Genomic DNA, 25046 nt, shown 5'->3' on the forward strand with positions numbered 1-25046 from the left:
CAAATCAGTGCAATCAGGCAATTCCCGCCCCACTGTTGCGCATTTCGGTTTAATAGACTCTGCACCTGATTCAGTCGGTATTCGTCCTGCTTTGATCGATTGAAATAGGGGATTAGAGAATTTCCCTGTAAGATTGCGTTTATATGTCGGGATCATTGACATATAAACCAAATGATGAAAATGGATACGCGTGCCGCTAGAAAATACCCGCCATTGCTCCTGCACCTTTTAGGTTGGGGGTTCCTGGCCATGTTTCTGATGTGGCAGCCACTCAACTGGCAGATTCAGTTTCCGATTGCATTCTGGATCAAGCAGGCAGTTTTGTTTACACTGCTTGTGTCTATCTTTTATATTAACTACTACTTCTGGTTTCCTCACTTTCTTGCCAAAAACAAATACGTCAAATTCATTCTCCTGAATGTGATCTCGGTTCTGATCATTGCCTTTACAATGGAGCAGGTGAAAAGCTATATAGGCTTTGGAACTCAGATGGAAAGTGCATTCAGGCTGGCAAGAGAAGCGAACGGAGAAAAGAAACGGGCTGAAAAGCTGGATAATTTCGCAATGATTACTGCATTAATGGTAATCGGGCTAAGTACCGGCATCGCTGCTGTACGCACCGCGCAAATGGATAAGCAGTACCGTCAGAACCTCGAAAAGGAAAAGATCAATTCTGAGCTCTCGTTTCTGAAAGCGCAGATTAACCCCCACTTTTTCTTTAATACCCTGAATAACATTTACGCTTTGACGGTGATTGACGTAGAAGCAGCCCGCGAAGCTTTGCACAAGCTTTCGAGAATGATGCGCTACGTGCTTTACGAAACCCAGCACGGTACCGTGTTGCTGAGCCAGGAAATTGCATTCGCCCAGGATTACATTCAGCTGATGCAACTCAGGCTGACTGATAAAGTAACAGTACACCTCGACCCGCCAAATCCGATGCACGATGTTTCCATTGCGCCGATGCTGTTTCTGCCTTTCATTGAGAATGCATTCAAACATGGAGTAAGTGCCGTGCAGCCGAGCCGGATCGATATACGGATCAGCCAAAGCAGCAACAAGATTTTTGTAGAAGTGAAAAATACATTGTTTACGGACAAAAGGGCTATCCTGGATGAAAGTAACGGGATTGGTTTGGCTAATACGCAGCGCCGCCTCGATTTGCTATATCCCGGAAAGTATCAGCTGGAAGTGAACGAGAATAAAGCTGAAAAAGAGTTTGAAGTACATCTGGAATTAGAAACGGCATGAATGTATTACAATGCATCGCCGTTGACGATGAGCCGCTGGCACTGGGATTGGTTTGTGCCTTTATTGAAAAAACGCCTTTTCTGTCGCTTGCAGGCAGATATTCGAGTGCAGTAGAAGCATTGCAGGTAATCCACAATCAGCAAATAGATCTTATTTTCCTGGACATCCAAATGCCGGACCTCACGGGTATTGAACTAGCCCGCGTGATCGAAAAAGCAGGAGGAAGAGCGCCCAGGATCATCTTTACAACCGCATTCAACCAGTATGCCCTCGATGGCTTCCGGGTCGACGCACTTGACTATCTCCTAAAACCCTTTAATTATGAAGAGTTCCTCCGTGCTGCATCAAAAGCGCAGGCTTATGCCGACCTTTTGCAAAAGGCATCATCGGCTGGCTCCGTAGAAAACAAGGATGAATACCTGTTTTTGAAAGTTGAATACCAGCTTGTGCGGATTTCCTACGATGATATTATGTACACGGAGGGACTCAAAGATTACGTAAAAGTTCACCTGAAATCAGATCCCAAACCTGTTCTTTCGCTCACGAGCCTGAAAGCGCTGGAAGAAAAACTTCCCGCTTCCAAGTTCATGCGCGTACATCGTTCCTTTATTGTTAACCTCGACAAAATCAGTGCGGTAACAAAGAATACGATTCAAATCGGGTCGATCACCATTCCGGTAAGCGACCAGTACAAAGAGAACTTTAACCAGTTTTTGAGTAAATGGATGTAGCTATTTCAGCTCTTCCTGCAGGAAGTAACCTGTAAAGCTCCCCTTTACTTTCGCGACTTTCTCGGGTGTACCTTCCGCAATAATGCGCCCGCCTTTGGCGCCGCCTTCCGGTCCCACGTCGATAATGTGGTCGGCGACTTTGATCACGTCCAGGTTATGCTCGATGATCAATACTGTATTCCCCTTTTCCACAAGTTTGTTTAAAACATTCAACAAATGGCGGATATCCTGAAAGTGGAGCCCGGTTGTTGGTTCGTCAAGGATATACAGGGTTTTTCCGGTATCCCTTTTTGACAGCTCTTCCGATAACTTCACACGCTGTGCCTCACCGCCGGATAATGTGGTTGCATGTTGGCCTAGGGTGATATAACCCAAACCAACATCATTGAGCGTCTGCACTTTACGGAGTAATCTTGGCATATTTTCGAAAAACTCCAATGCAGTTTCCACGGTCATATCCAGTACATCGGCAATGGATTTACCTTTGAAACGCACTTCCAGTGTTTCCCGGTTAAAGCGTTTGCCTTTGCAGGTTTCGCAATTGATATGGACATCTGGAAGAAAATCCATTTCAATCTTTTTCATTCCCGCACCCTCACAATCTTCGCATCGACCGCCTTTTACATTGAATGAAAAACGTCCCGGCTTGTAACCACGGATCTTTGATTCTGGCAGTTCGGCGAAAAGTGTCCGGATATCTGTAAATAAATTCGTGTAGGTAGCCGGGTTCGACCGCGGGGTCCTCCCGATCGGCGACTGATCCACTTCTATTACCTTGTCAATATGCTCCAAACCCTCCACCGATTTATAAGGCAGCGGCTCTCTTCTTGATTTATAAAAATGGGCATTCAGCAATGGAAAGAGCGTTTCGTGGACCAGCGAAGACTTTCCACTCCCGCTTACTCCGGTAACACAAATCATCGTTCCGAGCGGAAACGACATTGTGACATTTTTAAGGTTGTGACCGGTGCAGCCTTTCAGCGTAATGGAGTTACCTGATCCTTTTCTACGCTTTTTAGGTATTTCGATGGCTTCCCTGCCACTCAGGTATTCAGCGGTAAGAGACCCATTTTTCAGGAAAACCTCAGGCGAACCCGCTCCAACTACATTACCTCCATGCCGCCCCGCACCCGGACCAATATCAAGGATATAGTCAGACGCGAGCATCATATCCTTGTCGTGCTCTACTACCAGTACCGTGTTTCCAAGATCACGCAGACTTTTCAGCGAATTGATCAACCTTACATTGTCGCGCTGGTGCAAGCCGATACTTGGTTCGTCCATAATGTAAAGAACACCGGTAAGCTGTGTACCAATTTGGGTCGCAAGCCTGATCCGCTGTGCTTCCCCGCCTGATAATGTGCGCAATGCGCGGTTCAGGGTTAAATAATCCAATCCTACATCCAGCAGAAATCCGACACGTTTTCTGATCTCTTTCAAAACCTCGTGTCCGATTACCCGCTGCCGCTCTTCCAGCCTGTCTTCCAGATTCACCAGCCAATCAGCCAGCTCACGTACATCCCTGTTTGAGAGTTCAGCAATATCCTTCCCGTCAATCCTGAAATGGAGCGATTCTTTTTTCAGCCGCTTTCCATTGCATTCCGGACAAGTTTGAATGGACATAAAATCTTTCAGCCACTCCTGAATTTTATCATTACCACTCTCCTGCTGCCTTTTCAGGAAGTTAATGATACCGTCAAATTTCGTCTCCCATTCTGTGCCCGGGTACTTTTTAGAAGGTACAGGCACCGCGTCCTCACTTCCGTAAAGCACCAGCTTGATCGCCTCTTCTGGAAATTTTTCAAGTGGGGTCTGTAATGTGATCTTGTATTTTTTCAAAAGCACTTCGAGCTGCTTGAAGATCCAGGCCTCCCTGTATTCCCCCATTGGCGCAATACCGCCTTTACTAATGCTCAAAGACTTATCAGGAATGATAGACTCTTCGGTAATCTCCTCGATCATTCCTAAACCCTGGCAGGTGGGGCACCAGCCGTAAGGTGAATTGAATGAGAATGCATTCGGTGCAGGATCATCATAGCTGATCCCCGACTCCGGATCCATCAGGTTTTGAGAGAAATAGTATGTTTCTCCTTTATCATCCAAAACCATCAATGCGCCTTTACCTTGCTTGATCGCCGTCGCTACCGACTGGCTGAGCCGGTACCTCGACTGGCTATCTTCCGATTCGCTCTTGGGAATGATGCGATCAATAACGATTTCAATATCGTGGACCTTGTACCTGTCAAGCTGCATTTTCGGTGTAATATCGAGCACTTCGCCGTCTACCCGCACCTTCGTATAGCCTAGTCGGGTAATTTGCACGAACAGTTCCCGGTAATGGCCCTTCCGGCCTTTTACAACCGGAGCAAGCAGGATGATCTTTTTACCTACAAACTGCGATAAAAGCTGGTTAACGATCTGGTCTTGCGACTGCTTGATCATTCTCCTGCCGGTTACATATGAATAAGCCTCGCCTGCCCTTGCATACAGAAGTCGCAGAAAATCATAGATTTCCGTAACCGTACCCACCGTAGACCGCGGGTTGCGGGAGGTTGTTTTCTGTTCAATGCTGATGACGGGTGAAAGACCGCTGATCTTATCCACATCAGGCCGCTCCATTTCACCTATAAAACCGCGCGCATAAGATGAAAAACTCTCCATATAACGCCGCTGGCCTTCTGCATAAATGGTATCAAAAGCGAGCGAAGACTTGCCGCTGCCACTGATCCCCGTCACCACAACCAGCTTATTGCGGGGAATGTTAACGTCAATATTTTTAAGATTATGCTCGCGGGCGCCCTCTACTTCAATGAGATCCTGACCAGCAAGTTCTGTTGCATTCAGATGTTCCAATACCTTAGATGATGGTGATGAATAATTTTTTTGTTGATGTAGCTTAACTGATTTAACCACAAAACTACACCTTCAGTTGCATAATTATCATAAGATTCGGATGCAATCTCCGGCAATATCAAATTGAAGTTTTAAAGGATTTTCTGTTGCAATGCAAACGTTCCCAATTTGCACGAAACAATGATCCCTCTCAGTTGTCACCATTAGTATATTAACATTTTATCACCGTTTCATTCAAAAACAGTTGTAGAATTGCCAATTGAATTTCTACTTTTGGTAGTATATTGATAATTAGTAATACATAATTAACATTTTAACATCCCTATTCTATGAAACAAAATTTACGAGTCGCTCTGACTTCCGTAACGTTATTGCTATGGGCGCTGCTAAGCAGTGGTACGTCTTACGGGCAAGACAGACAAGTTACAGGGAAAGTCACCTCTACAGTTGACGGAGCCGGTATCCCCGGCGTGAATGTTCAGTTACAGGGTACCAACACCGGTACTGTCACTGACGCAGACGGGCGGTTTGCTATCGACGCAAAATCAGCCAATTCAGTCCTTGTTTTTTCTTCAATCGGGTATATCAAACAAGAAATTACCGTAGGTTCAAAGACTGTTATTGACATAAAACTTTCCGATGACATTAAAAGTCTGACCGAGGTTGTTGTAACCGGTTACGCATCTCAGCGGAAGCAGGATATCACCGGCGCGGTTACCGTTATCAACCCCAAAGAACTAACCGCAGTGCCAAGTGCCAGCGTTACGCAAATGCTGCAGGGCCGCGCGGCCGGGGTTACAGTTGGTAATGATAACTCACCGGGCGGTGGAACAATGGTTCGTATCCGAGGTTTCGGTTCTATCAACAACAACAGTCCGCTGTATGTAATTGACGGAGTACCTACGCAGGGAACGCTTAATCAGATCAACCCGAACGATATTGAGTCCATGCAGGTGTTGAAAGATGCTTCTGCTGCTTCTATTTATGGTGCACGTGCTGCGAACGGGGTTGTGATTATTACAACTAAAAAAGGCAAGCCAGGTGCACCGAACATTACATTTGATTTTTACACAGGTACGCAGCGGCCAGGCAAAATGCTTGATCTGTTGAATACCAAAGAGTTGGGCGAGTATCTGTATCAGGCAGATCTTGGCGCAGGTAAAAACCCTTCTGCCACTTCTCCTTCTGTTCAGTATAAGTTTGACGAGAATGGAAACCAGACGATCGCCGATTACATTTACCCGAATGTTTACGGAGAACTGCCTTCCAACTATACCTATACCAATGATATTGCTGACCCGAACCTGGGTAAAACAGCATTTAACATTACCAAGGCAAACAAGGAAGGTACTGACTGGCAGGATGTGATTTTTGACCCGGCGCCCATTTCTAATTACCAGATCGGTGCCTCAGGTGGTTCGCAAACAGCCAAGTATGCGATCTCGGCCAATTACTTCAAGCAGAATGGTATCCTGAGATATACCAACTACAAACGCTATTCAGTTCGTGCCAATACCGAGTTCACGAAAGGTAAAGTTACTGTGGGGGAGAACCTTACATTCTCTTATGATGAAAGACAGGGAATCACAAACAATGACGAAGGTAACCCGATCATGTTCGCGATCCGTGTACACCCGATCATTCCCGTGTTTGATATTACAGGCGGTCCTGCTGAACTGGGTGGTACAAATACCTCTGCTTACAATGGTTTCGCAGGAAGCCGCGGTAGTAACCTGGGTAATGCGCCAAACCCGCTCGCTCGTTTGTACCGGGAAAAAGATAACATTACAAGAGGTACCCACGTGTTTGGAAACATGTTTGCACAGGTGGACATCCTTCCGGGATTGGTAGCCCGCACGAGCTTTGGTCTGGAATACAACCAATCCAACCGTTCTGAGTATTTTCACCGTGACATTGAAGCAGCTGAGGCGAGAAATGCAAACAGCATGAATGTGATCAATAACCTTGATCGCTCCATTACCTGGTTCAATACATTGAATTATGCTAAAATTATTGGCTCGCACAACCTGAACGTGCTGGTAGGGACAGAAGCTGTAAAAACATACGCAGCGGGATTCCAGGCTAGCAGAAGCGGTTTTGCATTTGACGATCTTGACTACCGTTACCTGGATGCAGGTTCGGCTGCCGGTTTGGCCAATGCAGGCGCAGGCGCTACACGTACCGCCCTTTTCTCTCAGTTTGGCAAGATCAACTACGGTTTCAAAGATCTTTTCCTTGCTGATTTCACATTGCGTCGTGACGGTTCATCGCGCTTTTCGGAAGCAAATCGCTACGGTATCTTCCCTGCATTCTCGCTGGGTCTGCGTATGACGGAACTAGGTTTCATGAAGCCGACCAAGAAAGTTCTGGATGATTTGAAAGTTCGTTTTGGCTGGGGTAAAACAGGTAACCAGCTGATCCCGAACGTATCGAATGCATACACTTTGTACGCACCTGATCCTCAGAACAATGCTTACGATATCAATGGTACCGGAACTTCTATCGTAGGTGGTTTTGACCTGGTGCAGTTTGGTAACCAAAATGGTAAATGGGAAACCAATACCTCTACCAACATTGGTCTTGATGCGGTATTGCTGAACAACAAGATGGAAGTAGTGCTTGACTTGTACAACCGCGTAACATCGGATATGCTTACCCAGATCGCCATTCCGAGAACAGCCGGAACAGGAACCATTCCTTATACCAACATTGGTGAGGTACGTAACAGAGGATTTGATATCGGGGTTAACTTCCGCGACCGCAAAGATGATTTCTACTACGCAGTAGGCGTAAACTTTGGTCACTATAAAAACGAAGTGATCAAATTGAATGACAACCCTAACTCTACCATTTTCGGTTTCACAACGCGCCTTCCGGCAATGTCTGCAACGAAAGCGGGCTACCCTATCGCGAGTTACTATGGATACTTCGTGGATGGTGTGATCAAAGATCAGGCGGAAGCAGATGCAGCTCCAAAATTCGGTTCGTATACTCGTGAAGGTGTATTTAAATTCAGGGATGTAAATGGCGACGGTATCATTACTGCTGCTGACAGAACCATCATCGGGAGCCCACACCCTGATTTCAACTACGGTGTTAACCTGAATGTAGGTTACAAAGCTTTTGACCTGACTGTATTTGGACAGGGTGTTTACGGCAACGAGATATTTAATTACGTGAGATACTGGACTGATTTCAATGTGTTCCAGGGTAACAGATCAAAGGATATGCTTTATAACTCGTGGAAAAAACCAGGTGACAATGCGAAGCTGCCACGCCTTAATTCAGGTGATGCTACTAGCCAGCAGGTTTCCTCTTACTTCCTTGAAGACGGCTCTTACTTCCGGATTAAGAACATCCAGCTTACCTACACAGTACCTTCTGCGTTCCTGAAGAAAATCAAACTTAACTCGGCGCAGGTGTATCTGCAGGGACAGAACTTGTTCACATTCACCAAATACACCGGACTTGATCCTGATATCAACCTGAGAAGATCAGGTAACGATAACCAGGACACGCACATGGGTGTGGATGAAGGTGCATACCCGGTTTCAAAATCGTACCTGGTAGGTGTTCGGTTTGGTTTCTAAAAATCTCGTGACAATCAAATTATTATAGATAATACGATGAAAAAAATAACATTATTAGTACTCCTCGTCGGACTCAGCTTCTCCTGCTCCGACAGCTTTTTTGACCTAAAACCACAGGGAAGAGCGTCACGCGAGCAATTGAGCAATAAAAACGGAGTAAATGCATTGCTGATCGGCGCCTATTCTCTGCTCGACGGCGTGGGTTCAGGTAACACCGGCCGCCAGTCAACCATTTCGAACTACGTTTTCGGCGGTATCGCGAGTGACGATGCGGTGAAAGGAACTGATGCGGGTGACCAGCCTGAGCAGTCTTTCATTGAACAATACAACTGGCTTTCTGACAACACCTATTTCCTTGGAAAATGGTGGCACCAGTATGATGGAGTTGCCCGTTGCAACGAAGTGATTCAGGTGGTCAATGGAGAATTGGTAAAAGATATGACTGATGCTGAAAAGAATCAGGTAATCGCAGAAGCGCGCTTTTTGAGAGGCTTCTACCATTTTGAGGCCAAGAAAATGTGGAATATGGTACCTTACATCGATGAGACCATTTATGTAGCCGCGGACCCGAATTCCACCAAAATCCCCAACAAGGATGATATCTGGCCTAAAATCGAAGCTGACTTCCAGTTCGCTGCGGACAACTTACCCGCGACTCAGGCGCAAAAAGGAAGAGCTACCCAGTGGGCAGCGAAATCGCACCTTGCCAAAGTATTGCTGTTCCAGAAAAAATGGGCTGCGGCAAAAACTTTGCTCGAAGATGTGGTTAAAAACTCAGGTAAAAAGCTGGTTGCCAATTATCACGACAATTACAGAACAACAGGTAATAACAACAGCGAGTCAATTTTCGAAGTACAATTTTCAGTAAATGACGGTACTAACGGAAACAACGGTAACGCCGGTGATAACCTGAACTGGCCTTACTCGGCAAATGCTCCTGGTAGAGGCTGCTGTGGATTTTATCAGCCTTCTCACAACCTGGTAAATGCATTTAAAACTGAAAATGGACTTCCGATGATCGGCAACGCAGCCGACGGATCGCTGGATACTTACAACAAAGTGGACCTTCCAAACGACCAGGGAATCGCTGCTTCTGCTGCATTTACATTGGACAAAACCATCCCGGTTGATCCTCGTCTTGACTGGACTGTTGGCCGCCGCGGCGTTAACTTCCTTGACTGGGGCCCAATGCCGGGTTCTTCCTGGATCCGTGACCAGACCTATGCAGGTCCATTTACCGGAAAAAAATGGATGTACTATCTGGCAGAAGAAAACAGCACCACGCACTCGACCAGCAAGCGGAATGTTAACAACAACTTCCGCCTGATCAAATTGTCGCACGTGCTGCTCTGGCTGGCAGAATGCGAAGTGGAGCTTGGCAACCTGGCTGCGGCTGAGGGTTATGTAAACCAAATCCGCCTGCGCGCTAAAACCGGCTCTGTACAGGATGCGAGCGTGACTTACAAAGTAGAGCCTTACCCAGCAGGTACATTTGCAAGCAGAGGTGCTGATTTTGCAAGAAATGCAGTTCGCATGGAGCAGAGACTTGAATTTGCAATGGAAGGTCACCGCTTCTTTGATCTGGTAAGATGGGGTATCGCCGAGAAAGTATTGAACAAATATGCTGCCGAAGAAGCAGTTCCAGGGAAAGAGCCTTCCGGACGTACTTTCAGCAAAAGAGGTTATATGGCCGGAAAAACATTTACTTCCAAAAACCTTTACTATCCATTGCCTCAGGACGAGATCCTGAACAGCCAGCTGAATGGACAACCCGTTCTGGTTCAGAATCCGGGATATTGATAATCTGCATTTTTAACCAAACTAACGCAAGGACCTGCTTCGGCAGGTCTTTTGCGTTTCAGGCATTATGAATATCTTTATCTCAATTAGACCAGGCAAATAATGATTATCAAGAACGAAAGTGATTACGAGAAAGCGTCGGAACGCGCTGATGAAATTTTTGGGGCGAAAAAGGGAAGCCCTGAGGAAAAAGAACTGAAAGAGCTCTTGAAAGCAATGAAAGACTACGAGGATGATTTTATTAAAATGCTGAAAGACAACAACTAATCTACTGTAATGTAAGAGTTAGACCTTCGATCTTCTGGCATCTTGTGACGAATAGTTCCGTTGCAGACACCCGCACTTCCACCTTCATGGCGCAATGCATCTCGAACTGCTGGCTTAATACAGGGAGCTCCATTTCTTTTACTATCCGCATTACTTCATTCATTTGCGGGTAGGAAAATGCAATTTCATACCTGTTTACAAAATGCCTGGTTACCACATCTGCTGCATCTAATGTATCCTCAGCCGTGGCTTTGTAGGCATTGATCAAACCCGGAACTCCCAGGAGTGTCCCGCCAAAATACCGGACAACAACTAGCAGCACATTGGTTACGTTTCGTGAATACAATGTATTTAGGATAGGCCGGGCCGCGGTACCCGAAGGCTCCCCATCATCGCTCATGCGGTAACTCATTTTATCCGTACCCAACCGATAGGCGTAACAATGATGCACTGCTTTGGGATGCAGCTCCCTGAGCTCTCCTAAATGCTGCCTGGCATCTGCGTCGCCTGAGATCGGGAATGCATATCCGTGAAATTTGCTTCCCTTATCCTTGAAAAATCCATCGGCTGGTGCAGCAATTGTTTGAAAAGTATCGTCAAATAACACGGCTTTTGCGTTTTTTCTGCTGATAAATGAATATAGTGTAGATCAGTCCCGCAGCAGCAAATCCGGCCATTGAGAAAAATACAAGAGGTAAATTCTTTGACTTATTAGCAAACAGAGCCGCAGAAAGAAATGCGCCGATACCAATGCCGGCTTCCAGGCAAATGTACATAGTTGCGATGGATCGGCCGCGGTTATGATCTCCACTCAAGTCGACTGTCCACGCTGAAAGTACCGGAGATAAAATGCCCATTGATATCCCGAAAACAGCTCCGCCTGCTAAAAACAGAAGGGCAGTATCTGCGTAACCAGTAATTATCATGGACACGATCAATATAGCTGCGCCGACAATAGTAACCGGCATGCGGCCGTGCTGATCAGAGATTTTACCAGCAAAAATGCGGACTAGAATGGACGAAATTGTAAATACCATAAAGTAGTATCCTTTGTTCTGCAAACCGAGATGCTCGCTAAAATCGGGTGTAATGGTCGCTACTGCGCCAAATCCAAAGTAGCAAAGGAAGGTGATCAGTGCCGGACTGAATACGTCAGGTTCAAAGATATCACGCCAGCTCAGCTTGAACGCGTCCCTGGAAAGCGGCTGTTTTTCGGCCAGCGTTTCCTTCATATTCATCAGAATCGCGATCGACAGCAATGCGAAAACAGAGGAGGTATAAAACAACCCATTCAACGAAAACGACTGACTGATCATACTTCCCACAGCAGGCCCGAAAGCCGATCCGACTCCCATGCACATGCCATGGATACCCATTGCCTCGCCCCGGCGGTTTGCAGGAACGATGTCCGCTACGTATGCGGCGGTCCCGGTTGGCTTGAAGCCCGTAGAGAAACCATGCACGAGCCGGAGCAGTAAAAACGGCATTACGGTTGTAAATACGGGATATAGCAGTCCGCATACAAAGCAAACCAGCGAGCCAAATGCCATAACTGGCACCCTGCCGACACGGTCAGTAAGACGCCCGCTGAAGGGTCTTGACAAACCTGCCGTCAATGTAAATAAACCGATGATTGCGCCTTTATAATCCGCACCGCCCATTTGAGAAAGATATCCCGGTAACTCGGGTATGAGCATGTTAAAGCTGGAAGAAAAGAGAAAGGAACTGAGGCCCAGCAGCCAGAACTGCGTAGTGAAGATGCTCTTTGTTGCGGTACTTTGCATTCGGCAAAGGTACAATTTTGCCTGGAAGAATATTGAACGCTTACTAAGACTTGGGTGGCAGGTTAAGCACAGTAATTCCGCGTTACCCCAACTAACCACCTCATCTTTCCTGCGGAAAAATCTGCATCGTCTTTCGCGGGACATTCTTTTTTCCCAACTTTAAAACATGGTACGCATATTCTATAAAGAGGGACGTTTGATTAAACGCGAAAATGATTTTCGCGAACTTGGCAAAGTGAAGAACCTGATTTGGGTGGACTTACAGTCCCCTTCTGCCGAGGAAGAGGAATGGGTTGAGAGTAAATGCAATATCAGCTTCCAGACCCCCCAGGAAATCGTTGAGATTGAAAGCAGCTCACGGTTTTTTGAACAAAATGAGACCATTAATGCCAACTCTAACTTCCTGAAAATCGACCGGGAAGGGTATGAGACTTATCCTGTGTCCTTTCTACTGCACCAGAATGTACTGTTTACATACCGCCGCGGCGACTCAAAAACGTTTGCGGATACAGTGAAGAAAATGAAGGTGAGCCCCGAGAGTATTCAGGGCGGCGTAGACTTTATGCTTTTGTTGCTGGAAACCCGCATTGAAGCAGATGCTGATTCGCTGGAAGGTATTTCCAGGGACATTTCTGCGATCAGTAAAGACCTTACCCACGAACAAAAAGCACGTCAGGAAGTACTGATCCGCATCAGCGGCTTGCAGGAAATCACGATGATGCTCCGTGAGACAAGTATCGACAAACAACGCGTTTTATCCGGGATTTTACGGAGCCAATATTTCCCTGAGGACCGCAAAGAACATTTGCGCATTATCCTGAAAGACATTAATTCACTGCTGGAATATACCACCTTCAATTTCGAGCGGCTCGAATATCTGCAGAACACATTTATGGGTTTGATCAACCTTGAACAAAGTCAGGTTATCAAGATATTCACGGTAGTGACGATCATTTTCATGCCGCCGACCCTCATTGCAGGGATTTTTGGAATGAATTACAACCATATTCCTTCTACCGGCGAACCCTGGGGCTTCTGGGTTTCGCTCTTGTTAATGGTCTTTTCCTCCGCGATCGTACTTTGGTTTTTCAGGCGGAAGAGGTGGATTTGATCCTATTTTTTATAAATGGCAAATCTGCCGTCAAAAAAGGATAGTTTGTAAAACGGGATTGATTTTGCGCCTGCGGCAGGATAGTAAGGTTCAGGTCGGAATTTATAGTCCATTACAATAAAGTTTGCACCATTTTTATACGCCCACCTGGCCATTTTGAGCGTCGTCATTCCCTTCTTCTTCGATTGAAGCTTGTAATTTTCGTGCGTCAACAAGCGGGGATATTCCTCATACTCATTGAAGAAGAATGTTAACGGAACGAATCCAACATACTGATCTTCAATGTGCGGCCTGAGCTTTTCATAAGAAAGCGGCAGGTACTCCATTGTGAAATTACGGTAAATGATCTGTCCCATTCCAAACACACTGATCAGAAAATACGCAACCATAATCAACTTCAATGCCGGACTTGAGAACGGGCGAAGTTTATACAGTTCGTAAATCAGTACCAACATGAACGGTATGAAAAGTACCAGATAAAGAGCTCCATTTGCTTTGGTAATCAGCCAAAACGAAAAGAAAAGCGTGAGCGAGTAGACTCTTAGCATTACCGGCAGTTGTGACACGAACCCCCATTGCTTCCAAAGCAGAAATGCAAACAGTAACGAAATTGAAATCTGTTCGGGTGAATGGAAGAAAAGCCGCGGATATGTTGCCAGCTGTAACAACTTAGAGGATAAGCCGAGCGCATCCTGAGTTGCAGGATCTCCGCTAAACTGATAACTCCAGATCGAAAAACCATTGTTTGCCAAAGCTACATCCAGCCAGTACAGACATGCCACAATGCCACCGGAAATCGTGAATACGAAGGCTGATTTGTATTGTTTGGAATTAATGAGTGCTACAAAGCCTGCGATGAGAAAAATGATCCCATTCAGGTGACACAAAAAAGCCATTGCGGCGAAGATACCTGCTAACATATTTCGTAAAACTGGTCTCCGCTTACCTTGAATCAACAAAAATGAGCCAAAGCCAAGTGCGGCCAGCATCATTTCGGGGCGGTTCTCAAAGCTCATTTTCACCAATAACCTGTTGGCAAATATGAGAATCAACACTGCCGGCAGGTACCAGGTCCGGAGGCTTTGCTCCCTGATCCTGACGTAATAAACCAGCTCAGCCAGTACAATGCAGAAGAAGATCAATCCGGTGAACTGCAGTACAGGTAAATGGTGGCCAAAGAACTTTATCAGTACCGAGCCAAAAAGGAGGAAGAATTTGTGACTGACCAGAATTTGCTTTTCCCATCCCAATAAGCCCCTGAAATATTCCGACCGGATTACGCCTTCCCTTTCAAGCCAATAGGACTGTTCCCCAAACCAGGCATCGTCGCCGGTAGGGTACCGATGAAAGTAGGATAGCAAAGTGAGTGCAACAAAAAACGATAGGATAGCAAATAGTTTGCCTCTTGATATTTCCAGCATTTAGATAGTTCACAAAAACCTGTAATTGCGAAACTCAAATAACCGGCGGCCTGTCCTTTTCTCGTACCAGTACAAAAGCGCGTCTTTCAGCCGGAATTTCTTTTTTGATATATCCAGATCCACTTTCCAGGTCTGACTTTCAATGCGTTTCCGCATCACAGCTGGGTGTGTTCCGTCGAATACGCGGATAGAATCAAATTCCTCATAATTGAAAAAATCCTCCGATTGCAGGATCTTTTCCCATTCATTATCCTCATTCCAGAAGCGACTTACATTCTTCATTTTAGTCTTCATCTGGACCGGACTTTTCACCCACCCATAATGATATACGGCGGCGCCGGAATGCTTTACATTCAACTTCGTTCTGCCACGCCTAAAACCCTGCGCGTCCCTGAATGCAGTGATGGGCGTTTCTTTCGGCTGTTTTTCATTCCTTATAATGCGTATTTCACGGCGGTACCATTTTCGGCTGTCGCCCACATAATCATAAGTCCCGTAAAAGTGAAGATAGTCAAAAACTAACCCTTCCACTTCCGGACTGTTTACATATTTTTTGCAGGATTCAAGAATGGCCGGATGGTACTTCTCGTGCACCACCTCATCGCCCTGAATGTAAAATGCCCAGTCACTATCGGGCGAAATCTGCTGCAGAGCTTTGTCTGTTTCAACAGCCAGCACTTTTCCACCAGCACGCAGCGACATATCCCACTCTGATTCAACAATACGGATCTTATCAGAGGGAATGGACTTAATTAAATCCAGTGTACCGTCTTCACTAACTCCAACACTCACAAGCATTTCGTCGACAACCGGAAGAATAGAAATGATTGCCTCGACGATAGGATAATCGTTAATAACCGCGTTTCTGATGATGGTAAATCCGGAAATTTTCAACAGTATATAGGTTTAAATTGACTAACGATCCGCAGCTTTTCTACCGACAATTAAGGTATTGAAAAAGGCAAAGTTAAGTCATTCCCGGCAAGTATAGTGAGAAATAAGTCTATCCATTTGACTTGTCCGTCCTTGAGTTTTCGGGCCAAAGCATGTAGATTTGTTAATCCCGGCTGCTGCTATCTCTGGCCAGCGACACACAGCGGGTTGTTCAAAATTTATCCCCGTATATACTCAAACTAATTATGTCACAAGAACTTGCGCGTCAGGAGCCCCTGCTGATAGAAGATCCATTGCGGTTTGTTTTATTTCCTATTAAACATTCCGATATCTGGGAAATGTACAAAAGACATGAGGCTTCATTCTGGACTGCCGAGGAGATTGATCTGGGGCAGGATATGAAGGACTGGGAAAATCTTAACGATGGGGAACGCCACTTCATTTCGCACGTACTTGCATTCTTTGCAGCCTCAGACGGCATTGTAAATGAGAACCTTGCAGTTAATTTCCTCAGTGAAGTCCAATATGCGGAGGCGAAGTGTTTCTATGGTTTCCAGATTGCAATGGAAAACATCCACTCCGAAACTTACTCGCTGCTGATTGATACTTATATTAAAGATGCAGTTGAAAAAGACCGCCTTTTGCGCGCAATTGAAACTGTTCCTTGCGTAGGCAAAAAAGCAGAATGGGCGTTGAAATGGATCAATAGCCCGGTTTTCGCGGAAAGAATCATTGCATTTGCAGCAGTAGAAGGTATTTTCTTCTCAGGCTCATTCTGCTCTATTTTCTGGCTGAAAAAACGTGGCCTAATGCCCGGACTTTCTTTCTCCAATGAATTGATTTCCAGAGACGAAGGTCTGCACTGTGAGTTTGCTTGTCTCCTTTACACAAGACACATCGTCAACCAGCTTGATCCTGCAAGAGTAATCGAAATCATGCTGGATGCGGTGGAGATTGAAAAAGAATTCATTACCGAAGCATTACCAGTTTCCCTGATCGGAATGAATGCTGATCTGATGAAACAATATATTGAATACATCGCCGACTTCTGGCTTGAAAGACTGGGCTGCGAAAAGCAATTCGGTTCGGCTAACCCATTCGATTTCATGGAGTTGATCTCACTTCCTGGTAAGACTAACTTCTTCGAAAAACGCGTAGGAGAATATCAGAAAGCGGGCGTAATGAGCGGCGTGAAAGACAAAGATTCAGGTCACAGAATTTCGTTCGATTCGGACTTTTAAGGCTTGTCATGCTGACAAATCCTCTATTTCTTTCCAGACCAATTCTCCCTCATACCCTTTGGCCAGAGCATATCTGGCCAATTTTTGTTTCAGGATCAACGGATTTGATTCGGTTCTTTCCAGTAAAGTCTTTTTCTTTTCAAGAAGCTGTTTTAAAGTGGCCAGATAGTTTTCATCCTTGATCTCCGCCATTCCCTGGTCGAGGCTGTACTTACTGATCCCGCGGCGCTGCAATTCCTGTTTGATCTTAATCCTGCCCCAGTTTTTCACGCGAAACTTGCCCCCAGCAAAAGTCTTGGCGAAACGCTCCTCGCTGAGGTAGTTTTGTGAAATCAGTTCTGCGATGATCTCATCGGCTTCGTCGCCCCACACATTCCATTTTCGCAGCCGCTGGCGCACTTCATCCTGCGTCCGCTCCTGATAGGCGCAATAGGAAGCTGCATTTTGGAGAATAAGGCGGTCCATCGTGAATATTAATTATTGTTAATGCAATGCAAGAATAAAGAAAATATCTCCGATCAATAACTATTTTTGAAACTAATAACACCCCGACCTACTTATTAAACCCGGCTACCAATGAATCTCGAACGACGGTCATTTCTGAAACTTGTACCTGCTGTTTCCACGCTCCCATTCTTTTCTAATAGTTTGAACGCCGCTCCGAAAGCGAGAATTGCAATGCGGTTTATCGTCGCTTCTGACGGGCATTACGGTCAGCCAAACACTGAATTTCAGAAATTCCACAGTGACCTGATCAGCTGGATAAACCGGGAAAAAATGCAGAAAGGTGTTGATTTTCTTTTTATCAACGGCGACCTGATCCACGACGAGCCGACATTGTTATACGACTTCAAAAAAGCCATTTCCGGGCTTAGTGTACCTTTTTTTGTGAGTCGCGGTAACCACGATAAAGTAGGACTTGATGTTTGGGAAAGCACCTGGGGCTACCCTACCAATCACAGTTTTGCCAAAGGCGAATACGCATTTGTGGTAGGTGATACTTCCAACGAAAAAGGTGAATATGTTTGTCCCGACGCCACCTGGCTGAAAACGGAGTTAGCGAAATACAAAGACAAAAAAGGCATTTTCGTCTTCCTGCACATCACCCCGGCCAAATGGACCGTGAATGGAATTGAATGCAAGGAGGTAATCGACCTTTTCGAAAATACCCCCAACGTAAAAGCCATTTTCAACGGCCACGACCACGACCAGGACAGCACAAAACAATACGGCAAAAAACCCTATTTCTTCGATGCCCACTTCGGCGGCAACTGGGGAACAGCTTACAAAGGCTACCGCGTCGTGGAAATTTATGAAGATCACACCTGGCAATCGTACCAATATAACCCTACGGCTGCGCCGGTTTTGAATACGTTTTCGGGGAAAAGCTAAGTTCTATTTGGGATAGTTCTGATGCGCCTTTACGCTCTTAATCTGATTGGTATGCCGCTGCGTATGCGCAATCCAGAGTAATGTATATTGTTGCAGATCCCTAACCCGCCACACTCCTGCATCTTTTGAACGAAAAACAAAATGTAATCTAAAATCAGTTTTGGTTTCTCTGATAAGCGCGATCAATTCATTTCGAAAACGATTGAAATAGGCTATCAGATCTCTTTCATTTTCAAAACGACCTAGGGGCTGAGCGATAAACGGAGCCTTCAACTTGATCGGATCGTCGGTATACGCTGTCATCACCGAATCAAGACCTTTCACCTTATCAACCCACTCAGGCATTTCTGGTGAATATTGTTTGTTCAACAAATCCCAGTAAAGCAACTCATCATAGATAGCCAAATGCTCTATGATTTCCGCAACAGACCAACCTACACTGTCGGGCTTGAAACGGATTTGTTTCTTGGTTAAGCCATTTACCTCACTAAGAAGGTCATTTTGCGAAGACTGTAACCCTTCCAACAAAATTTGCCGCTCCTGCTCCGTCCAGATTGGGCTTTTGGTTTGAGCAAATGATGTTCCGCTTAACAACAGCGTAAGTACAATTAAGATATGTTTCATAGCTTGCTTCTCGTTTCGAAAGCTATCAAGGTAGTAATTCGCACATTCGCTTACTTGGAGATTGACCTATCGGTAGCGGTCGTCTTTTTATCGGCGCAAAAAACTTTAGTAAGTTTCTCCAAACAAAAAAAGAAGCTCGGGAAGAGCTTCTTTTACTAAAATGATCGTTCGTAAAGAGACTTTACTCCACCCGAATCAAATGATTCTTTTTCCCTTTGGAAATCAACAAAAACTTATCCTGCAATAACGAAAAGTCACTCAGCGCCTGCGCCTCAGACGTAACCTTTACCTTGTTTACACTCACTGCATTCTGCTGGATCGCGCGGCGGGCTTCGCCCTTTGAAGGATAAATCTCGGCTCTGGTAACTATTGAAACCAGATCCAGAATATTTGCTGTTCCATTCCATTCCTCCCGGCTAATTTCAGTTTGCGGTACGCCGTTAAAAATCGTGTCAAACTCATCGATCTCAATGCTTTGCAAAGTTTCCAGCGTAGCTTTTCCAAACAAAACTTCCGAAGCTTTGATCACCAGCTGATATGCTTTCTCAGAATGCACGCGTGTAGTCAGCTCTTCGGCCAATGCTTTTTGCATAATGCGCAAATGCGGCTCGGCGGCGTGGCTTTTTTCGAGGGCTTCGATTTCCTCGCGGCCTTTGAATGAATATACCCGCAGGTAACGTGGCAAATCTTCGTCTGCCTGGTTGAGCCAGAATTGGTAGAACTCGTAAGGAGACGTTTTTTCAGGATCGAGCCAGATGTTTCCGCCTTCGGATTTACCGAATTTTGAACCGTCGGATTTCGTCAAAAGTGGCGTGGTAAGCGCGTAGGCTTTGAAATAACCTTCTTCGTCGCCTTCTTTTCTGCGGATAATTTCGGTGCCGGTCGTGATGTTACCCCACTGATCGGAGCCGCCCATTTGCAGACGGATATTCTTGGTTTTATATAAATGGTAAAAATCGTAACCCTGCAAAAGCTGGTACGAAAACTCGGTAAAGGAAATGCCCGTTTCCAGACGTTTCTTAACCGAATCTTTGGACATCATATAATTAACGCTCAGGTACTTACCAGCTTCGCGCAGGAATTGTAAAAAGCCAATATCTTTGAACCAATCATAGTTATTGACCATTTCGGCAGAGTTTTCGCCGCAGTCAAAATCAAGGAATTGTTCCAGTTGTTTTTTGATCCCTTCCTGATTGAAACGCAATGTATCTTCATCCAGAAACGAACGCTCAGCTGCTTTAAAAGAAGGGTCTCCGATCATCCCGGTCGCGCCACCTACAAGTGCAAACGGCTTGTGACCAGCACGTTGGAAATGCACAAGCAGCATAATTGTTGCCAGGTTGCCAATATGCAGAGAGGAAGCAGTGGGATCGAAACCAATGTAACCGGCAGTCATTTCCTTATTCAGTTGCTCCTGTGTGCCCGGCATGACGTCGTGCAGCATTCCGCGCCAGCGCAGTTCCTCGATAAAATCAATTTCCATTGTGAGTTCAAGTACATTTTCAAATCGAAGCGCAAAGGTAAAATTTATAGACTTGAAATGCTGCGCTATCCACAAGGTTTTGGAAGTCGCACCTCATATTTCCCCCAAAAACTGTTATTTTGGTATTGATTAAAGATTTAAATGCAATATCCTCACATGCTTAAAAAACTGACTACCACACTATTGATCTTCTCTCTGGCCTTGCTGTGTGCACGGCAAGTGCTGGCGCAGACCACCTACTGCAACCCGATGGATATCGATTACAAATACAATTTCGAGCAGCTCAACGAAAATATCAGCTACCGCTCCGGCGCTGATCCCGTGATAATCAACCACAAAGGCGAATATTTCCTGTTCGTCACCATTTCCGGCGGCTATTGGCATTCGAAAGATATGCTAACCTGGAAGTACCTCACTGCCAATCGTTGGCCTTTTGAAGATATGTGCGCGCCCGCAGCCGTTTCGGTGCGGGATACCTTGTTTTTGTTCCAATCCACATTCGAATCCAGACCTATTTTGTACTCAGTAGCGCCGGAAAAAGGCATTTGGGAGTTTTACAACCGCTGGACGCCGAGACTGCCGAAAGATATTGGCCCGTGGGACCCCGCGCTTTTTCATGATCCCGACACTGATAAATGGTATATGTACTGGGGCTCGTCGAATGTGTACCCAATTTTCGGCTCCGAGCTCGATTATTCCAAAAGACTTGCATTCAAAGGTGATTACAAAGCGATGTTTTGGTTAAATCAGTACGATCACGGCTGGGAACGTTTTGGGCCAAACCACTCGGATCCATTTAAACCCTTCACCGAGGGCGCTTGGATGACGAAGCATAAAGGCAAATATTACCTCCAATACGGCGCGCCAGGCACGGAATACAATGTATATGCAAATGGTACTTACGTGGGCGACGATCCGCTTGGGCCGTTTACTTACGCGCCTTACAACCCCGTTTCCTACAAGCCAGGCGGCTTCGCGACTGGCGCCGGTCACGGGAATACTTTTCAGGATAACTACGGAAATTACTGGAATACCGGCACCACCTGGATCGGGCTGAACTGGGGAATGGAGCGGCGCATTGTGATGTACCCGGCAGGCTTTGACAAAGACGGACAAATGTTCGCCAACACGCGTTTCGGCGATTTCCCGCACAAAATGACGACCAAAACCTGGTCCGGCAAAGGCGACGAACAGTTCACGGGCTGGATGCTTTTATCCTACAAAAAACCAGTAACAGCCTCATCGACAATAGATTCAATGTCGGCCGCGAAGATTACCGATGAAAACCCGCGTACATTCTGGGCTGCAAAGCAAAACAAGCCCGGGGAAAACCTAACGATCGATCTCGGAGCCGAACAGGAAGTAAAGGCAATTCAGGTAAATTACACCGATTATAAATCCAATATCTTTGACAACAAACCCGAAAAAGTTTACACGCAATTCAAGATCCTGACTTCGAAAGATGGCAAGAAATGGGAGCCAGCGGCAGATCTTTCCAACGAACCAAAACGCGACCGGCCAGTAGCTTACATTGAACTCGCAAAACCCGTAAAAGCCCGATATGTGCGCTACGAGCACATTTACGTAGCCTCGCCCACTCTCGCAATCAGCGAGTTTCGTGTGTTTGGAAATGGTTTTGGAAAAGCGCCCGCTACTCCAAAAAGCTTTACAGCTGTTCGCCAAAAAGACGCCCGGAATGTGGATTTGAAATGGGAAAAAGTGCCCGGCGCGATTGGATACAATGTTCTTTGGGGAATCTCACCAGATAAATTATACCAAACCTACCAGTTCTGGCACGACGAGCCGAATGCATTTGAATTGCGCGCATTGAATGTAGGGGTGCCTTATTATTTCAATATTGAAGCTTTTAATGAGAATGGGGTTTCCGGAGTGAGTAAGGTTGTTGGGATTAGGTAGCAAATCAACATGGTAAGCAGCGACTAACATATGCAAAGATATCTTTCACTATTTTCACCAAAATAAATAACAAAGCTTTTGTAGGAAACTCGATTATTGATTACATTTACATGAAGAAGTTCGAAACTATCCCGGAAGCGTTTGATTGGTGGATAAAGAATGTATATCCATCATTACCGCCAGCAGTGAAAAAGGGCAAACCTGTTGTGGCTTGGAGAGACTATACCTATAATCAGGGAATTTCCGAAAAACGAATGCGAGACATTTTAATTGAATTCGGAAATTTTAGAATTGAGACTTTGATTGTCTATGAGCCGTAAAGCGGCTTTTTATTTGCCTAAAATTAATCGAGAATCCTACAAATTCAGTTATTTACTATAAACAACTTAAAACTATGAACACACTAAAAACCAGCTTATCGGACGAAGCCTTAGTTAAACAAAACGAGATCATTCGTGATTTTTTCGCAACCGACCATGTCAGTGAAATGGTGGAATCAATGCACTATATGGTTGAAAGCTTCTTGTTCAGTTCAGATCTGGAAAATGTTACTTCTGAGATGCGCGTGCATATTGTGAACCAGCTGAGAGTTGCGACTATGCTGACGAAACTGGACACAACTTGCAAGTGCGTTGTATAATTCACAATCATTGTAAACAGGAGGCTCCTCAGGAGCCTTTTGTGCTTATAGGAATATGTTGTTTCTATAAACAGGGCGTTCCTCCGGAACGGTTTTCGCGCTTAGCAAGTGCATTGGCTCCTGCGGAGCCTCCTGTTTATAGAAAATGTGCTAACGTGAAAATCGCGGCTCCGGAGGAGCCCCCTGTAACTAAGCTAAATATGACTTGCTAGCGACCATCTCAAATGCATTCAGTAATTGAAAACAGGCGGCTCCGCAGGAACCTTTGTGAAATGTGGATACGGCAATCACAGCTCCAGAGGAGCTTCCTGTTTATAGAAAAATGTGGACGGCATAAATAGCGGCCCCAGAGGGGCCTCCTGTTTATAGAAAAACGATTATTGTGCGATGTAGTTCAACATCTTAGTCACATTGCTAAGACCCAGCTGGATTGTATTAACGGATTTAGTACCGTGATAGTAGCCAGCCAAATGCAGTTCGTCATAAACATCTACTAAAAGTCTAAGCAATTTTTTATCATACTTGCCAACTCCTACAATATAATCTTCAATGCTGGTCGGTTTCTTGAAATGAATACCTTCTTTTTGCTTCAGAAATTCATCCAAAATAAGCAGCGCCGCTGAATAAGCCGTGCCCGAGGCCATTTTGACGTATTTTACATCGGCATACAATCCGTCTTTCTTCCCAGCCTTTTCGCTGAGAATGGTGCGTGCATTCTCCAAATAGCGCTGCGCTTCCTCCGCAGCCGATCTTTCTTCGTGTGTTTTTGCTGACATAAATGATAATGGTGTGACAAACCGTCCATTCTTACTGGACAAATTATTTATTCTTCGAGAAGAGATCAAAGGCGATATAATCATCACCACCATCTCCACTCATTTTGCAAACAGATGCGCCCAAAGGGCATAAATCTAAAATCAGTCTGAGATAATCGATGTTACCTGAGCCAGTTGCTTTGTCATATTCAACCGGAACATTCTGTACATCTTTCAACAAATCTTCCCCGGCAATTACAATAAGTGCATTTCTGGAATCAACCAAATGGCTGGCGAGTGTACAGAAATTCGTGGCATCCAAAGGTTCGACGCGCTGGGTATTCATTAAAACGAGGTACTTGAAGCCTGCAACTTCATCGAACAAAACACTCCTTAAATCTTGAAGTGCTTCCGCTAACAAGTCATTGTAGCTTTCTCCAAATGATCCCTGCACATAATAGCGCGTACACTTTACCCAATCTGCCAGCCAGCGATCCTGATCTGAAATGATGCTGACAGGATAATGGCGGTCGCCTTTGTAATAGAGGTAAACGTGCTCATGCAGAATATCTGAATATTCGATCTTTTTCATTTAAAGGCCTAATCCCGCGGAAGCGTGGTTTCCGCCTCTTCCGGCAAAAAAGTAATGCCCTCGTAAATCGCGGCAACAGATAATGAAAATCCCAGATTGTCAAATGGAACCTGGTCTGTCGGGTTAGCAAAAGTTTGGTAATTCCAGATATCACTGTCGCCAGACCGGGTGTACAATTGCACATAACATTCATATTGTGTGACCAGAAGGTAATATTGCAGCGAGGCGATTTGCTTGTAGAGTTTTAGCTTAAAGACCTGGTCATAGCTGACGGAGCTTTTGGACAAAACTTCAACCAAAATACTGGGATTGCGAACAATATATGTACTGGCAAGATCCTCAGCTGAACAGGTGACCATGGCATCTGGATAACAATAAGTGAAATTTGGAGTGCATTCAACTTTCACGTTTTCAGCAAATGTCTCGCAGCCTCTTGGCTTGAAGATGCCCTTCAAGAGCGTCCTGACACTATCAACAATCCGATTGTGATTCAGTGTTGTGCCGGCCATAGCAAAGATTTCCCCGTCATAATATTCATGACGGATCTCGCTTTTCTCTTCCAATTCGAGATATTCAGGTACGGTGTAGGTGTTTGTTGCCATTTGAGCGAGTCCCATGTGTGTAAAGTGTTTTTATAGTGATTCAACAATTTACACTAACACAATTTAGTAAATCAAATCCGATTATCATGCGGCTTAAC

The 25046-nt window shown here is 45.4% G+C and carries 22 protein-coding genes; 11 read left to right on the forward strand and 11 right to left on the reverse strand.

Features of this window, described 5'->3' with window-relative positions; translation table 11 throughout:
* Window positions 1-171 precede the first annotated feature (171 nt).
* Both ASG33_RS24460 and ASG33_RS24465 read left to right on the forward strand, forming a co-directional pair.
* Window positions 172-1251, forward strand: coding sequence for a histidine kinase (locus ASG33_RS24460; RefSeq protein WP_310589220.1), 1080 nt, complete (start codon window positions 172-174; stop codon window positions 1249-1251).
* Window positions 1248-1982 carry a LytTR family DNA-binding domain-containing protein gene (locus tag ASG33_RS24465; RefSeq protein ID WP_056291791.1) on the forward strand — a complete coding sequence of 245 codons (735 nt, stop codon included), beginning with the start codon at window positions 1248-1250 and terminating at the stop codon, window positions 1980-1982. The genes ASG33_RS24460 and ASG33_RS24465 overlap by 4 nt, the downstream gene beginning before the upstream one ends.
* Here the strand turns inward: ASG33_RS24465 and uvrA are convergent, their stop codons facing one another.
* Window positions 1983-4835 (reverse strand): excinuclease ABC subunit UvrA, encoded by a 2853-nt coding sequence (gene uvrA, locus ASG33_RS24470; protein ID WP_056291796.1) that lies wholly within the window; start codon window positions 4833-4835, stop codon window positions 1983-1985.
* 329 nt (window positions 4836-5164) lie between these two features.
* Between uvrA and ASG33_RS24475 the strand changes: the two genes are divergently transcribed.
* From ASG33_RS24475 to ASG33_RS25990, 3 genes are all read left to right on the forward strand, one after another.
* The gene (locus tag ASG33_RS24475) at window positions 5165-8425 is read left to right on the forward strand and encodes a TonB-dependent receptor (protein WP_056291799.1); all 3261 of its coding nucleotides are present in this window, start codon (window positions 5165-5167) and stop codon (window positions 8423-8425) included.
* A 36-nt stretch (window positions 8426-8461) separates the two neighbouring features.
* Complete coding sequence (locus ASG33_RS24480; RefSeq protein ID WP_056291803.1) at window positions 8462-10225, forward strand: RagB/SusD family nutrient uptake outer membrane protein; 1764 nt, start codon at window positions 8462-8464, stop codon at window positions 10223-10225.
* A 102-nt stretch (window positions 10226-10327) separates the two neighbouring features.
* The gene (locus ASG33_RS25990; protein ID WP_200942872.1) at window positions 10328-10492 is read left to right on the forward strand and encodes a hypothetical protein; all 165 of its coding nucleotides are present in this window, start codon (window positions 10328-10330) and stop codon (window positions 10490-10492) included.
* A 1-nt stretch (window position 10493) separates the two neighbouring features.
* Here the strand turns inward: ASG33_RS25990 and ASG33_RS24485 are convergent, their stop codons facing one another.
* Window positions 10494-11099: a YigZ family protein gene (locus ASG33_RS24485; protein WP_056291807.1), complete on the reverse strand. Its 606-nt coding sequence runs from the start codon at window positions 11097-11099 to the stop codon at window positions 10494-10496.
* A complete protein-coding gene (locus ASG33_RS24490; protein WP_056291810.1) occupies window positions 11089-12276 on the reverse strand; it encodes an MFS transporter in 1188 nt (395 codons plus the stop codon). Before ASG33_RS24490 ends, ASG33_RS24485 begins: the two co-directional genes overlap by 11 nt.
* A 166-nt stretch (window positions 12277-12442) precedes the next feature.
* Between ASG33_RS24490 and corA the strand changes: the two genes are divergently transcribed.
* Window positions 12443-13387 (forward strand): magnesium/cobalt transporter CorA, encoded by a 945-nt coding sequence (gene corA, locus ASG33_RS24495; protein ID WP_056291813.1) that lies wholly within the window; start codon window positions 12443-12445, stop codon window positions 13385-13387.
* A gap of 2 nt (window positions 13388-13389) precedes the next feature.
* On the opposite strand, the gene ASG33_RS24500 is transcribed toward corA, so the two are convergent.
* The gene (locus ASG33_RS24500) at window positions 13390-14808 is read right to left on the reverse strand and encodes a hypothetical protein (protein WP_056291816.1); all 1419 of its coding nucleotides are present in this window, start codon (window positions 14806-14808) and stop codon (window positions 13390-13392) included.
* A gap of 9 nt (window positions 14809-14817) precedes the next feature.
* The gene (locus ASG33_RS24505; RefSeq protein WP_056291819.1) at window positions 14818-15702 is read right to left on the reverse strand and encodes a hypothetical protein; all 885 of its coding nucleotides are present in this window, start codon (window positions 15700-15702) and stop codon (window positions 14818-14820) included.
* Between the two features lie 245 nt (window positions 15703-15947).
* On the opposite strand from ASG33_RS24505, the gene ASG33_RS24510 reads away from it, so the two are divergent.
* The gene (locus ASG33_RS24510) at window positions 15948-16943 is read left to right on the forward strand and encodes a ribonucleoside-diphosphate reductase small subunit (protein ID WP_056291821.1); all 996 of its coding nucleotides are present in this window, start codon (window positions 15948-15950) and stop codon (window positions 16941-16943) included.
* Between the two features lie 6 nt (window positions 16944-16949).
* Here the strand turns inward: ASG33_RS24510 and ASG33_RS24515 are convergent, their stop codons facing one another.
* On the reverse strand, window positions 16950-17408 hold the full coding sequence (locus ASG33_RS24515; protein WP_056291823.1) for a regulatory protein RecX: 459 nt from the start codon (window positions 17406-17408) through the stop codon (window positions 16950-16952).
* 111 nt (window positions 17409-17519) lie between these two features.
* On the opposite strand from ASG33_RS24515, the gene ASG33_RS24520 reads away from it, so the two are divergent.
* The gene (locus ASG33_RS24520; protein ID WP_056291825.1) at window positions 17520-18335 is read left to right on the forward strand and encodes a metallophosphoesterase; all 816 of its coding nucleotides are present in this window, start codon (window positions 17520-17522) and stop codon (window positions 18333-18335) included.
* Window positions 18336-18338: 3 nt separating this feature from the next.
* On the opposite strand, the gene ASG33_RS24525 is transcribed toward ASG33_RS24520, so the two are convergent.
* Together ASG33_RS24525 and tyrS are read right to left on the reverse strand one after the other, a co-directional pair.
* Window positions 18339-18959, reverse strand: a complete 621-nt coding sequence (locus ASG33_RS24525; RefSeq protein ID WP_056291829.1) for a DinB family protein — start codon at window positions 18957-18959, stop codon at window positions 18339-18341.
* A gap of 181 nt (window positions 18960-19140) precedes the next feature.
* Window positions 19141-20436 carry a tyrosine--tRNA ligase gene (gene tyrS / locus ASG33_RS24530; RefSeq protein WP_056292316.1) on the reverse strand — a complete coding sequence of 432 codons (1296 nt, stop codon included), beginning with the start codon at window positions 20434-20436 and terminating at the stop codon, window positions 19141-19143.
* A gap of 162 nt (window positions 20437-20598) precedes the next feature.
* Between tyrS and ASG33_RS24535 the strand changes: the two genes are divergently transcribed.
* The 3 genes from ASG33_RS24535 (at window position 20599) to ASG33_RS24545 (ending at window position 22999) form a co-directional block, all read left to right on the forward strand.
* Window positions 20599-22359 (forward strand): discoidin domain-containing protein, encoded by a 1761-nt coding sequence (locus tag ASG33_RS24535; protein WP_056291839.1) that lies wholly within the window; start codon window positions 20599-20601, stop codon window positions 22357-22359.
* Window positions 22360-22469: 110 nt separating this feature from the next.
* A complete protein-coding gene (locus ASG33_RS24540; protein WP_056291846.1) occupies window positions 22470-22679 on the forward strand; it encodes a hypothetical protein in 210 nt (69 codons plus the stop codon).
* A 74-nt stretch (window positions 22680-22753) separates the two neighbouring features.
* Window positions 22754-22999, forward strand: a complete 246-nt coding sequence (locus ASG33_RS24545; RefSeq protein ID WP_056291848.1) for a hypothetical protein — start codon at window positions 22754-22756, stop codon at window positions 22997-22999.
* Between the two features lie 377 nt (window positions 23000-23376).
* Here the strand turns inward: ASG33_RS24545 and ASG33_RS24550 are convergent, their stop codons facing one another.
* Genes ASG33_RS24550 through ASG33_RS24560 form a run of 3 tightly spaced genes read right to left on the reverse strand, consistent with a single transcriptional unit; the run spans window position 23377 to window position 24963 of the window.
* Window positions 23377-23775, reverse strand: coding sequence for a DUF5618 family protein (locus ASG33_RS24550; RefSeq protein ID WP_056291850.1), 399 nt, complete (start codon window positions 23773-23775; stop codon window positions 23377-23379).
* A 43-nt stretch (window positions 23776-23818) separates the two neighbouring features.
* The gene (locus tag ASG33_RS24555) at window positions 23819-24346 is read right to left on the reverse strand and encodes a hypothetical protein (protein WP_056291854.1); all 528 of its coding nucleotides are present in this window, start codon (window positions 24344-24346) and stop codon (window positions 23819-23821) included.
* Window positions 24347-24354: 8 nt separating this feature from the next.
* Window positions 24355-24963 (reverse strand): Uma2 family endonuclease, encoded by a 609-nt coding sequence (locus ASG33_RS24560; protein ID WP_056291865.1) that lies wholly within the window; start codon window positions 24961-24963, stop codon window positions 24355-24357.
* Window positions 24964-25046: the final 83 nt, after the last annotated feature.

Source organism: Dyadobacter sp. Leaf189, from assembly GCF_001424405.1.
GTDB lineage: Bacteria > Bacteroidota > Bacteroidia > Cytophagales > Spirosomataceae > Dyadobacter.